Raw genomic sequence first — 12,480 nt, 5'->3', positions numbered from 1 at the left:
GATACCCACGATGACTGTCGTCCGTGATGTTCCCAAGCAGCTCTTCATCGGCGGTGGCTGGCAGGACGCCGAGTCCGGCCGGACCCTGTCCGTCGACAACCCGGCCACCGGCGAGGCACTGTGCCAGGTCGCCGACGCCTCTCCCGCCGACGGCCGGCGTGCCGTCGAGGCGGCGGTCGCCGCGCAGGCCTCCTGGGCCGCCACTCCGCCCCGGGTGCGCAGCGAGATCCTGCGCCGCGCCTACGACATCATCATCGCGCGCACCGAGGACCTCGCGCTGCTGATGACTCTGGAGATGGGCAAACCCCTGGCCGAGGCGCGTGCCGAAGTCGCCTACGGCGCGGAGTTCTTCCGCTGGTTCTCCGAGGAGGCCGTCCGTATCGACGGCGGGCTGACCACCGCCCCCGACGGCAGGAACCGCCTGCTGGTCACCCGCCAGCCCGTCGGCCCCTGCCTGCTCATCACCCCCTGGAACTTCCCCCTGGCCATGGGCACCCGCAAGATCGGGCCCGCCATCGCCGCCGGCTGCACCATCGTCCTCAAACCCGCCCCCCAGACCCCCCTGACCAGCCTCGCCCTGGCGGAGATCCTCACCGAAGCGGGTCTACCGGCCGGTGTGCTCAACATCGTCACCACCACCGACGCCGCCGGCGTCGTCGAACCCCTCCTGCGCGGCGGGCAGATCCGCAAACTCTCCTTCACCGGCTCCACCCAGGTCGGCCGGATCCTGCTGGCCCAGTGCGCCGACACCGTCATCCGCACCTCCATGGAACTGGGCGGCAACGCCCCCCTCATCGTCTTCGACGACGCCGACCTCGACGTCGCCATCGAAGGCACCATGGTCGCCAAGATGCGCAACATGGGCGAATCCTGCTGCGCAGCCAACCGCATCTACGTCCACACCTCCGTCGCCGATGAGTTCGCCACCCGCCTCGCCGCCCGCATGGCCGCCCTGAAGGTCGGCGACGGCACCGAACCCGGCAGCGACGTCGGCCCTCTCATCGACATCGTCGGCCGCAGCAAGGCCCACGACCTGGTGCGGGACGCCGTCAAGCGCGGCGCCACCGTCCTGACCGGCGGTGAACTGCCCGAGGGGCCGGGCTGCTTCTACCCGCCCACCGTCCTCACGGGCATCGCCCCCGAGTCGGCGATCATCGACACGGAGATCTTCGGCCCGGTCGCCGCGATCCGTACCTTCGAGACCGAGGACGAGGCCATAGCGGCCGCCAACGACACCGAATTCGGCCTGGCCGCCTACCTGTTCACCCAGAACCTCGACCGGGCCCTGCGCGTCAGTGAACGCCTCGAAAGCGGCATGATCGGCGTCAACACCGGACTGGTCTCCAACCCCGCCGCGCCCTTCGGCGGCGTCAAGCAGTCCGGTCTGGGCCGCGAAGGTGGACGCGTCGGCATCGACGAGTTCCTGGAGTACAAGTACATAGCCGTCCCCGTCGGAGCCTGACATGTCCGACCGACTCGTCGTCCTCTACCGGGGCAACCGGCCACCCGCCACCGCACTCATCGAAGGCCTCGCGGACACCGTCTACGCCACCGAGGAGGAACTGCCCTACCTCCTCCCCGGTGCCGACGCCCTCCTGGCGTGGGTGACCATCACCCCGGCCATCCGCGAGGCCTGGCCCGACAACCCGGAAAAGGCACCCCGCTGGGTTCATGCATCCTCCGCGGGCGTGGACTCCTTCCTGTTCCCCGCCCTGGTGGACGATCCCGGCGTCGTCCTGACCAACGCCCGCGGCGTGTACGACCAGCCGACCGCCGAGTACGTCCTCGGCCTGATCCTCGCCCTCGCCAAGGACTTCCCCGGCACCTGGGAGCACCAGCAGCGCCGCGAGTGGCGTCCGCGACCAAGTGACAGCATCACCGGCCGCACCGTGCTGGTCTGGGGCACGGGGCCGATCGGCCGGGCCATCGCCCGGCTGCTGCGCGCCGTCGGGATGCGGGTGTGCGGCGCGGGCCGCAAGGCCCGCACGGACGACCCCGACTTCGGCACGGTCCACGGTGCGACGACCCTGCGCTCCGCCCTGACGGAAGCGGACTACGTCGTCCTGGCCGCACCCCTCACCCAGGGCACCCGGGGCATGGTCGACGCCCCCGTGCTCGCCGCCATGAAGCCGGGGGCACGCCTGATCAACGTAGGCCGGGGCGGACTCGTCGACGAGGAGGCGCTGGTCGACCACCTCGCCTCCGGACGGCTCGGCGGCGCGGCCCTTGACGTGTTCGCCCAGGAACCGCTGCCTGCCGAATCGCCTCTGTGGGACATGCCCGGCGTGATGATCTCCCCGCACACGGCGGGCGAGACCACCAGCGAGCGGGAGGCGCTCGTCGAGGTGTTCCTCGACAACCTCACCCGGCACCTCGAGGGCCGGCCACTGCGCAACGTGGTGGACAAGCGCCGCGGATACGTGGTCCAGGAGACGCACTCCGACTGAGGGCGATCCGATCAACAGTCACAAGATCTGGGCCGTGGCACTCGGCTGCGACAGGCCAAGCGCTCTGGCTTTCCTCTTCGGGTGTAGCTCTTCCTGAGTGAGACCGCTAGTCAGGACATGGGTCCGTAGGTGTGCTGGTCACAGCGGAGGTAGAGCCGTGTGCGTTGCTTCTGGTGGAAGATCCGGTGGTGCCGTGGCTTCCGCGGGCGCGGACGACTTCGACATGTCCGGTGATGAGTCCCGCAGACCGCTGAGCGCCAGGACCGTCATCACCACCCGACGGCGGGATCCGCGTCGGCGCACTGGTTGGGCGGTGCCGTGTCGGCGCATCAGCGCATCGGCGCCCATCAAGAGGGTCCAGTCGGCGGTGATGCCGAGCTCGATGGCGCCGCCGCGCGTCCACAGTCCGCCGTCCGGATCGGACCACGTGACCATCGGCGCGATCGCCTTCAGCTCCGGCGGCTTGGACAGCGCCGCCATCCACTGCGTGTTGCCGAAATGGCTGGCGCCGTTCATGCCGACGGACCCGTTCGCGCCGGGAAGGGCGACAGCCCACCGTACGGTGTCGTACCCGTCGCTCTCCTCGTGCGTCCACGGCTCCCGCTCGCCTTCGGAGGCGAACCGGCCGCGGGTGTCCTGGAGCACGACGATGAAGCCACGCCGAGCCGCCGCCAGGGGATCGAGGTGCGACCGCCAGGGCATCTGCTTCCCGCACGCCAGCCTGCTCAGCAGGGGACCGGCCACGGTCCGCTGCGCCGGGCCGGCAGACATCCGCGCGCGGCACCGTGCCGTCACACATCTCCGCGGGTACGTCGAACTCGATCTGTATCTCCGTCATGTGCTCCTTCTTTGCCTGCCACGACGTCTTTGCGAGACACGGTTGATCGGGTCTCCACTCACGCGGCACCCCCGAAAGAGGGTGACCACGGCGGTCTCGGGTCGCTTACGCCACCGCGTTGAGCAGGTCGGCCAGCACTTCGGGCCGTTCCAGGGCGATGAAGTGGCCGGCCTTCGGCACCTGCGTGAAGTCGGCGGCGGGCAGCAGCTGCTTGTTGGCCTGCCGGTCCGAGGGCCGGGACCAGTCCTTCTCGCCGTAGACGAGGTGGATGGGAGCCTTCACCTCGGGGTAGCGCGAGCGGGCCGCGATGAGACTGGGCATGCTCTGGTACACGCCCCGGGCGACGATCGGGTAGCCGGGGCGGCGGCCCACCTGGAGCAGCTCGTCCACGTAGTCCTCGCGCAGTGCGCTCTTGTCGACCAGCCCGCCCTGCAGGATCCTGCGGACGACGGGCTTGGGCTCCACCCCGGCGACCACCGTGCCCACCCCGGGTGTGAGGACACCGCTGATCACCACGCGGGCGAGGAGGCTGGAGCGGGCGATCCCGCCGGGGAAGTCGTACGTGTTCACCGCGACGACGCGTCGGACGCGGTCGGGGAGATCGGCCGCGGTGGTGAGGGCGAGCACCGCGCCCATGGACTCCCCGACCAACGTCACGTCGTGCAGGTCGAGTTCGGTGAGGAGCCGCTCGACGCCCGTGCGCATGGCGTGCTCGTCGTACGACGCACCGGGCACGATCTCGGAGTAGCCCATCCCCGGCAGATCGAGGGCGTACACGGTGTACCGGTCCGCGATGAGCGGGATGAGGAGCCGGAAGTGCTCGGCCTGGGTGCGCACCGTGTGCAGCAGGACCAGGGGCGCGCCGCTGCCCGCCTTGAGGTAGCGCAGGGTCCCCTCGTCGCTGCGGTGTCCTGCCCGCGGGGTGATGGTGTGACTGGTGGTCCCCGGGACGTGAATCGTGGGACGGGGGTCCTGGCTGGGGCTGGGCATCTTGTCGACTCCTGATAAGTGAAGGGATTACTTGGCCAGTTGGGGGTACAGGCCGGCCAGGTCGCCGGCCAGGCCCGCCTTGACCTGGCGCGTGATGTCGTCGGCGAGCACCTCGTACGCGCCCGTCTCGACCCCGTCGAGGGCGAGGGCGGCGACGTCACGAGGGTCGGACTTGGGTGCGTCGACGCCCGCCGCCAGGTCCGTGTCGACGTATCCGACGTGCAGTCCGGTGACGGCGATGCCACGGGGCTGGAGCTCCAGGCGCAGGGAGTTGGTCTGCGACCACAGGGCGGCCTTGGAGGCGCTGTAGGAGTTGCCGAGGGCCAGCCAGGAGAGCACGGAGTGCACGTTGAGGATGTGGCCGCCGCCGTTGCGCTCGATGACCGGGACGAAGGCCCGGGTGAGCAGCAGGGGGCCGTAGAAGTTGGTCTCGAACTCCCGGCGCACGTCGTCGACCGGGGAGTCGAGGAAGGAGGCGCCGACCGCGGCACCCGCGTTGTTGATCAGCACGGTGACATCCTGTGCCTGGGCGGCGGCCGCGGCCACGGAGGCGGGGTCGGTGACCTCCAGGGCTACCGGGACGGCGTCGGGGTGCGTCACGGTGCGCGGGTCGCGGGCCGTGGCGTAGACCTTGCCGGCGCCGCGCGTGTACAGCTCTTCCACCAGCGCCTTGCCGATGCCCCGGCTGCCACCGGTGACGAAGACGTTTGCGCCCTTCAGAGCGGTCATGATTGCCTCCACAGAATGAGAAACCGATCGGTTTCCATCAGAGTAAACCGATCGGTTTCAGAGCGCAAGGTCAAGCTGGAACTGCTTCCGGGACACTCCGCGATCAGGGGCCTATGTCCCACCGCCCGGGCGGAGGACCGTCATGGGTGAGGCAATCCGGCGCTCCGGCTCAGCTCGGTGGACACCCGGTGGTACTTGGTGGTGCCAGCCACGGAGGATCCAGGATCTGTGCGCACGAGCGAGTTGGAGCGCCCCCCGCGCAGTGACCGCCGGATCCCCCGTGAGGGCTGATGCAGGAGGAACCCCATGCCCAGCTCGCGGCCATGCGGCTGCCGATCCGCACCGGCAGACGTCGACTGGCTGGCCAAGCGCTCCCCGGATGGAGAGGAGCCCCGCCGAGACTGGTGCCCCGGGTCGCTCGAATCTGCCCGACCTGCGTCAGGACCGGGATGTGTCTGTGCCGTGCCGGGTGTCGAGCGCGTACCCGGCCACGGTGTCCCGAGCCGACAGGCGCCGCATACACACGCGCGAGCCTGCCGTTCTTCAGCTGAAGCAGGAACCCCAGCGGGCGACCGCTGGAATCCCCCGCCTTTAGGCGGGAGAGGAAGTCAACAGGAGACTGCCGTGAGTTCGCCGCCAGTCGGTGGACGGAGGCCAAGTGTGGTGCGGCATCCGGGTACGCAGAGCCGATGCGTCGACTGCTTCACCGGCCAGGCCCACTTGTGTGGAGGGGTCGCGCAGACGATGCGCGGGCACGCCGGAGCCTTGGCTCCGGCGTGCTGATCCGGGGACGACGGGCCGCGTCCGGTCCGGCCATGGCGGACGCCCGGTTCCGCCGACGAAGGCCGAACCGGGCGTCTGATGTGCGCACCGGCGGCGAAGCGCGCGTACCTGTGGAGCGGGGCATGGGGAAGAGAGCGCCCCGCTACCCAGGCGTTGTGCGCCTCGCGTCGCCGCCGGTGGTCATATCCTCAGCGCACCTCCCGTGCGTACGGCGCCACGGCGATCCGGTCGATCAGCGGGGCGTAGCGCGAGCGCAGCAGCACGCCGGGGAAGGTGTCCGAGGCGTACGTCTTGCCGTCGAAGTTCGGCAGTTCCTCGGACCGGAAAGAGATCGTGTTCTGCCCCTTCTTCAGCTGGACGGGGACGGTCAGCTCCCAGAAGTCGTTCTGGTGGAAGGTGTGCGGGAAGCCGACCCGCTGGATCGCGCCGCCGTTGACGGAGATGTCCGCGTGCCGGGCGAGCGGGTCCGGGTTGTAGTGGGTGGCCTCGGACTGCTCGGGGTTGGAGTAGCGGATGCGCAGCGCGTACAGACCGGGCTTGTCCGCGGCGACCGTGAACGTCGCCGTGTTGCCGTTGCCCGGGTCGCCGCCGATGCCGGTGATCGCCGTACCGTGGGTGGCGAGCGACAGTGGCGCGAGCTTCGCTGTGCCGACGAGCGCAGCGTCCTGTGCCTCGTATGTGCGCACCGGCAGCGCGCCCTCGGTGGGTGTGACCGTGAGCCGGTCGACGAGCGTCGGGGCCGAACCACCGGTCACTGTCACCTTGTTGACGCCGCCCGAGAGGGAGACCGCCACGGCACGCCGGTCCTTGGACAGCCGTAGCACCTCGTGTCCGTTGACCGAGACCCGGCCGTTCGCCCCGCCGAGGGTGTCGATGTCGAGGGTGGCCTCGCGGTCGGCGGGGGAGTAGACCCAGAACGTGGCCGTCTGGCCCTTCGCGAGCCGGGCCGCGCCCGATCCGGTGGCCGCCCGCTTCGGCAGGTCGTACACGGGCCGGGCACCGCCGCCGACCCAGGCCAACTCACCCTCGTACACCTGGGTGCTGGCAGCCGCGCTCGGCAGGGACAGCGTGAGCCGGTCCACGATGGCGTCGCCCTTCGTGACCCGCTTGCCGTCCAGACTCTTCGCGGCGAGCGTCAGGGTGTGCTTGCCCTTGGTCAGCTTCACCTTGGTGTCGGTGTGGTCCCACACCACCCACTTGTAGCCGAGCGGCATGGACAACTCCTGCTCGGTGTCGGCGGAGCCGTCGACCCGGAGGAAGACGTTGGTGGGGCCCTGCTCCTTCACCTTGTCGAAGGTGTTGAGGGAGTTGGCGAAGACACTCAGGTCGTAGGTGCCGTCCTCGGGGACGTCCACGGTGAAGTCGAGCGTGACGTCGGAGCCGGTGCGCAGGCCGCCCACGTCGTAGCCGCCAGAGGTGTAGAACTTCGACACGTCACTCGTCGAGCCCTCCGGACCGTTCTTGGAGTAGCCGGACCCGGTGTGCGCCGCGTCCTCGGCCTCGTACGAACCCTGCCAGCGCACGGGCGCGATCTGCGTGCCCTTCGCCTCCCCGGCCGGGGTCAGGACTATCTCGTACGCCGACGACTCCTTCAGTGTCGGCAGCGTGCCGTCGCCGAAGTCGACGTTGACCGTACCGTCGGCGCCGACCTTGAGGTTCGTCTCCGTGAGCAGTTTCGGGCCGGAGTTGTCGCCGATCTGGCCGCTCCAGTCGATCTCGCGGACCCAGGCGTGCACGCTCTTGCCGAAGACCTTCTTCGGGACGTTGGCGAAGGTGATGTGGCCCTTGCCGGTGGAGCCACCGAAGATCAGGCGTGTCTGCTTCTTCTTCTCGTCGAGGGTGGCGACACCCTGCATGGTGTAGTTCTGGCCGGGGAACGGCGGGTTCACCGCGACCGTGTGCCCGCTCATCGAGGCGTAGGAATTCAGCAGCCACCACTGGCCGTTGCCGCGGTTGGACTGCACCGCGGAGTCGGAGAGGTTGCCGTCGATGTTCCAGTACGCGATGTCGGCGTCCACCTTGGACTCCTCGATCGCGGACACCCACTGGATCATCTGGCCGGGTACGGAGGTGTGGTAGTTGAAGGCGTACTCATTGATGTTGATGGGGAGTTGGGTGCCCACGCGGGAGGTCCCCTTGAACAGGTCCTTCTCCCACGTCCGGTACTTGGCGACGCTCTGGCGCACCGCCTCCGGGTGGCTCAGCTCGTGCCAGGTGATGACGTCCGGGAGGGTGCCGGCGGCCAGGGAGTGGGTGAGGAAGCCCTTCACCTGGTCGTACAGGACGCTGGTGTTGGGGCCGGCGATGCGGGCGTCCGGCATCTTGCCCTTGATGAGCTTGTACGCGGAGTCCCAGGCGGCGAAGAAGTCGTCGGGGTCGTTGAGCCAACTGACCTTGTTGTAGCTCCAGTCGCCGGTGCCGAACATGTTGCCCTCGGGCTCGTTGAACGGCACGAAGACGATGTTGTCCTGGTACTGCTTGGGCAGTTTCAGCACCTGGTCGACCTGCTTGGCGATCTTCTCCTCGTACAGCTTCAGCTTCTGCGCGGGGGTGTCGCCGGGCCACTCGTACGGGAAGCCGCGGTGGATGTCCGTCATGTAGATGTAGACGTCCCCGTCGGTGGAGTCGGCCAGCGGCTGCACCACCTCCAGTGCGTCGGCGCCCGGGTGCTGCGGACCGTCCTGGGCCTTTGTGGAGACGGTGCGCAGGCCCATGCCCTCGATGAGGTTGTTGGTGGGGACGTCCGGTCCGTACACGCCGTAGAGCGTGCCGGAGGCGCCGCCGTGGAACGCGCCGGTGTCCGAGGCGAGGTCGACGGTCAGGGCTCCCTCGCGGACCACGGTGACGGTGGCCTTCACCGCGCGCCCGGCCGCGGTTCCGGCCACGGTGAACGTGCCCGGCCGGGCGTACTCGTCGGACGGTACGGCGTCCCAGGTGACCGGCGCGTCGCGGTCGTAACCGTCGGAGAAGGAGGCGCGGACGGCGGCGGGCAGGGACGGGGCGGTTCCGGTCGTCGTACGGACCTCGAAGGACGTCTTCGACAGCTCCTGAAGGGTCGGTACGGTTCCGACGGTGCCGGCCACCTGCTCGGGGCTGAGCGCGGCGTGCCAGACGGCGAAGTCGTCGACCGCGCCCTTGAGCAGCGGGTCCGGCCAGAATGACTTGCCGATGTACCCGGCGGCGGTGGCCGAAGCGTCCAGTACGTCCTTGGCCTTGATGCTGGTCGCGGTGGAGGAGACCGCCACGCCGTCGAGGTAGGTGGTGAGCCGCTTGGCGGCGGTGTCGAGGGTGACGGTGACGGTCCGCCACTGGTCGGCGGGGAGTGGCGCGTAGCCGCGGACCTGTGCCTCCGCACCCCCTCCGCCGGTGGTCACGGACGTCTGGAGCAGTCCGTTGCCGTTGTACGGGGTGGCGAAGAGGTACTTGGTGGTGTTGGTGCCCAGATCGAAGATCCGCTGCCAGGACGACTTGTCGCCGCTCCACTTCACGCGGGCGGAGACCGTCAAGTCGGCCGCGTCGCCGAGCACTTCGCGGGGGAGGCGGACGTAGGCGCCGTTGGAGTCGGGTGCGCCGCCGGGCAGAGCGAGCGCCTTGCCGCCGGTCGCGCCGTCGACGGACTGGGCGGTGGAGCCGTTCACCAGGGTTGCCGTCAGGCCGTTCCCGGACGTGTCGGTGATCTTCCCGGAGGCGAGATCGTCCACGTCGAAGGTGTAGCGGGCGATGGGTTGCGGCGTCTCGGCCGCCTGCGCGGGTGCGGCGGGCGCGGCCAGCAGGCCGGCGCCGAGGGCCAGTGCCACGGCGGCCGGAGCCCGGCGCCGGGCTGATCTGTCAGCGGGTGGCATGGATTGCGTCCTCAATCCTGGAGTGTCGGGTGCGTCGAACCGGTTCGATCATGGAACGGGGGCAGTGGGGGACTCACTAGGTGGACAGGGGGTGGCGGCCTCTGTGCCTCCCAAGGAAGGCGTGGAACCGGCGTGGGGTCGTCGGAAGGATCACTTCATCGAACCGGTTCGGGGAAGCTAGCACCGGGAATCCTGGCCAGCAATCCCCCAGGCCCGAAGAAATCCGGGCTTTCTGGCGGACAGGAAAGTGCTGTCGGGGGTGTTGACAGGCGTTCGGCTTGTTCCTACCTTCACTTCACGCGAACCGGTTCGACGATCGGCTTTCGCCAGACGTTCCACCCTCTACTCTCACGACCGGCGAGTACGGTCTCCACCGAGGAGCCGAACCGGTTCGAGCAAGGAGCCACCCGTGAACATCGGTGAGATCGCCCGGCGGGCCGGTGTCTCGCGGAGCACCGTTTCGTACGCGCTGAGCGGCAAGCGCCCGGTCTCGGACGACACCCGACGGAAGATCCAGGAGGTCATCGACGAACTGGGCTACCGGCCCAACGCCAGTGCGCGTGCCCTGGCCAACGGGCGGACCAGTACGATCGGCCTGGTGTTCCCCCCGGCCGGGAACCACTACACGGGGATGCAGCTGGACTTCATCGGCAGTGTGGTGGAGGCCGCGGCAGCCTACGACTACGACGTGCTGCTCTCCCCGAGCGGTGTGGACAGTGATCGCTCGTTCCAACGGCTGCTGGGGGAGCGGAGGGTCGACGGCGCGATCCTGATGGAGATCAGGCTCGAGGACGACCGGGCCGACCACCTGGCCGAGCTGGACTTCCCCTCCGTCGCCATCGGCCGCACCGCCCACCCGGAGGGCAGCTGGTGGGTCGGCCTGGACCACACCGCACTGACGGCGGCGTGTGTGCACCACCTGGCGGATCTCGGCCATCGCCGGATCGCCTTCGTCAACCGCCCCGAGCAGCTGCTGCGGGCCGGGTACGAGTCCGCGCACCGCGGCCTGGACGGCTTCACCAAGGCCGCCGCCGAACGCGGGCTCACCGTCCGGACGTACTGCTGCGGGGACGACGCCGCCTCCGGTCAGACCTGCGTGGAACGCATCCTGCACGACGACCCCGCCACCACGGCGCTGGTCACCCTGAACGAAGCCGCCCTCGGCGGGCTGTACCGGGGGCTCGCGCGGGCGGGCCGCCATGTGCCGCGCGACTTCTCCGTCACCGGAGTCGTCGCCGGCCGGTGGGCCGAGACGGTGACCCCGCAGCTCACCGCAGCGGACGTACCGGCGGAGGAGATGGGCAGGCTCGCCGTCGACCTGCTGGTGGAGCGGCTCGACCGTCCCGACGCGCCGCCCCGGCACCATCTCCTGACACCGCCCATTTCCCTGCGGGCCAGCACCGGGCCGGGCACCGCCTCCTGACCACACCCGCACAGTTCACCTCACCCCACTTCACCTCACTCACCGGGCGCCTGGACCGCTCACCGTGGCCGCTTTTTGCCACCACCCCGTGCCCTAAGCACCCCTTTGCCCTCGACACCCCCATGTCCTCGGCACCCGCATGCCCAGAACAAAGGAATCCTCGCGATGAACAGCTTCTCCAGACAGCGCCGTCTGACCGCCGCGGCCGTGACCGCCCTCGCCGTGGCCGTCACCGCCACCGCCTGCTCCTCCGGCTCCGGAAGCAGCGACACCAAGGACGCCGGCAGCGGCACGTACACCCTCTGGGACCCCTACCCGCAGTTCGACAAGACCTCGGCTTGGGCGAAGCTGCTGGACCAGTGCGGCACCGAGGCCGGCGTGAAGGTCAAGCGGACCGCCTTCGACACCAGCGACTTGGGCAACAAGACCCTGCTGGCGGCGCAGCAGGGCAACTCCCCGGACGTCCTCATCGTCGACAACCCGGTGGTGTCGACCATGGCCGAGGCAGGCGTGCTCACCACGACCGACGACAACAAGCTGGACACCTCCAAGGTCGACCCCAACCTGCTCGCGGCCGGCCAGTCCGGCGGCAAGACCTACGGCACCCCGATCGGCGCCAACACCCTCGCCCTCTACTACAACAAGGACGTCCTGAAGGCGGCCGGCGTCGACGTCGCCTCGATCAAGGACTGGCCGTCGCTGACGGCCGCCCTGGCGAAGGTGAAGAAGGCCGGCAAGAAGGGCATCACCTTCTCCGCCATCGGCACCGAGGAGGGCAGCTTCCAGTTCCTGCCCTGGTTCTGGGGCGCGGACGCCAAGCTCACCGAACTCGACTCCGCGCAGGCCGTGTCGGCACTGACGCTCTGGAAGGACTGGCTGTCGGACGGCTACGCCCCCAACTCTGTCCTCAACAACACCCAGACCACCAGCTGGCAGGAGTTCGCGACCGGCGACTACGCCTTCGCCGAGAACGGCACCTGGCAGCTCGCCGGCGCCAAGAAGGCCGGATTCGACTTCGGCGTGCTGCCCATCCCCGCCGCCGCGGGCGGCAGCGCGGCGGCCCCCACCGGCGGTGAGTTCGTCACCATCCCGGTCCAGGACGACAGTGGCCGCTACGCCACCTCCCAGAAGCTGGTCACCTGCCTGACCAGCGGCGACAACCTCTACAACACCGACACCACCCTGTCCTACGTGGCACCCACCAGCGAGGTCCAGGACAAGCAGGTGGCTGCGAACGCCGACCTGAAGCCTTGGGTCGACGCGGTCAAGGCCGCCAAGGGACGCACCAGCGACGACCTGGGCACCAAGTACCCCAAGATCTCCGAGCAGCTGTGGAAGGCCGTCCAGTCCACCCTCAGTGGCTCCAAGTCGCCCAAGGACGCGCTGTCCGAGGCCCAGTCCGCCGCCAAGTAGCCCGACCACAAGGGC

General features: G+C 69.4%; 8 protein-coding genes. 4 read left to right on the top strand and 4 right to left on the bottom strand.

Features of this window, described 5'->3' with window-relative positions:
• The first annotated feature begins 10 nt into the window (after positions 1 to 10).
• Positions 11 to 1,462 (top strand): NAD-dependent succinate-semialdehyde dehydrogenase, encoded by a 1,452-nt coding sequence (locus QF037_RS02355; protein ID WP_307021309.1) that lies wholly within the window; start codon positions 11 to 13, stop codon positions 1,460 to 1,462.
• A gap of 1 nt (position 1,463) precedes the next feature.
• Positions 1,464 to 2,447: a D-2-hydroxyacid dehydrogenase gene (locus QF037_RS02350; protein ID WP_307021307.1), complete on the top strand. Its 984-nt coding sequence runs from the start codon at positions 1,464 to 1,466 to the stop codon at positions 2,445 to 2,447.
• Positions 2,448 to 2,585: 138 nt separating this feature from the next.
• Here the strand turns inward: QF037_RS02350 and QF037_RS02345 are convergent, their stop codons facing one another.
• The 4 genes from QF037_RS02345 to QF037_RS02330 form a co-directional block, all read right to left on the bottom strand.
• On the bottom strand, positions 2,586 to 3,218 hold the full coding sequence (locus tag QF037_RS02345; RefSeq protein WP_307021305.1) for a CocE/NonD family hydrolase: 633 nt from the start codon (positions 3,216 to 3,218) through the stop codon (positions 2,586 to 2,588).
• A gap of 172 nt (positions 3,219 to 3,390) precedes the next feature.
• Positions 3,391 to 4,275, bottom strand: a complete 885-nt coding sequence (locus QF037_RS02340; protein WP_307021302.1) for an alpha/beta fold hydrolase — start codon at positions 4,273 to 4,275, stop codon at positions 3,391 to 3,393.
• Positions 4,276 to 4,302: 27 nt separating this feature from the next.
• The gene (locus QF037_RS02335) at positions 4,303 to 5,004 is read right to left on the bottom strand and encodes an SDR family oxidoreductase (RefSeq protein WP_307021300.1); all 702 of its coding nucleotides are present in this window, start codon (positions 5,002 to 5,004) and stop codon (positions 4,303 to 4,305) included.
• Between the two features lie 971 nt (positions 5,005 to 5,975).
• On the bottom strand, positions 5,976 to 9,629 hold the full coding sequence (locus tag QF037_RS02330; protein WP_307021298.1) for a LamG-like jellyroll fold domain-containing protein: 3,654 nt from the start codon (positions 9,627 to 9,629) through the stop codon (positions 5,976 to 5,978).
• A gap of 409 nt (positions 9,630 to 10,038) precedes the next feature.
• Here QF037_RS02330 and QF037_RS02325 point away from each other — a divergent pair, with 409 nt between their 5' ends.
• Both QF037_RS02325 and QF037_RS02320 read left to right on the top strand, forming a co-directional pair.
• Positions 10,039 to 11,052 (top strand): LacI family DNA-binding transcriptional regulator, encoded by a 1,014-nt coding sequence (locus QF037_RS02325; protein ID WP_307021296.1) that lies wholly within the window; start codon positions 10,039 to 10,041, stop codon positions 11,050 to 11,052.
• A gap of 165 nt (positions 11,053 to 11,217) precedes the next feature.
• Positions 11,218 to 12,465, top strand: coding sequence for a sugar ABC transporter substrate-binding protein (locus tag QF037_RS02320; RefSeq protein WP_307021294.1), 1,248 nt, complete (start codon positions 11,218 to 11,220; stop codon positions 12,463 to 12,465).
• Positions 12,466 to 12,480: the final 15 nt, after the last annotated feature.

This window comes from Streptomyces canus (genome assembly GCF_030815415.1).
Classification (GTDB): domain Bacteria; phylum Actinomycetota; class Actinomycetes; order Streptomycetales; family Streptomycetaceae; genus Streptomyces; species Streptomyces canus_F.
Note: the sequence above shows the minus strand (reverse complement) of the source record. Positions and strands in the feature narration are given on the sequence as shown.

What these genes read in the sequence shown, in the direction of transcription:
- QF037_RS02355 (WP_307021309.1), top strand. Translation starts at nt 11, where the DNA reads ATGACTGTCGTCCGTGATGTTCCCAAGCAGCTCTTCATCGGCGGTGGC.
- QF037_RS02350 (WP_307021307.1), top strand. Translation starts at nt 1,464, where the DNA reads ATGTCCGACCGACTCGTCGTCCTCTACCGGGGCAACCGGCCACCCGCC.
- QF037_RS02345 (WP_307021305.1), bottom strand. Translation starts at nt 3,218, where the DNA reads ATGTCTGCCGGCCCGGCGCAGCGGACCGTGGCCGGTCCCCTGCTGAGC.
- QF037_RS02340 (WP_307021302.1), bottom strand. Translation starts at nt 4,275, where the DNA reads ATGCCCAGCCCCAGCCAGGACCCCCGTCCCACGATTCACGTCCCGGGG.
- QF037_RS02335 (WP_307021300.1), bottom strand. Translation starts at nt 5,004, where the DNA reads ATGACCGCTCTGAAGGGCGCAAACGTCTTCGTCACCGGTGGCAGCCGG.
- QF037_RS02330 (WP_307021298.1), bottom strand. Translation starts at nt 9,629, where the DNA reads ATGCCACCCGCTGACAGATCAGCCCGGCGCCGGGCTCCGGCCGCCGTG.
- QF037_RS02320 (WP_307021294.1), top strand. Translation starts at nt 11,218, where the DNA reads ATGAACAGCTTCTCCAGACAGCGCCGTCTGACCGCCGCGGCCGTGACC.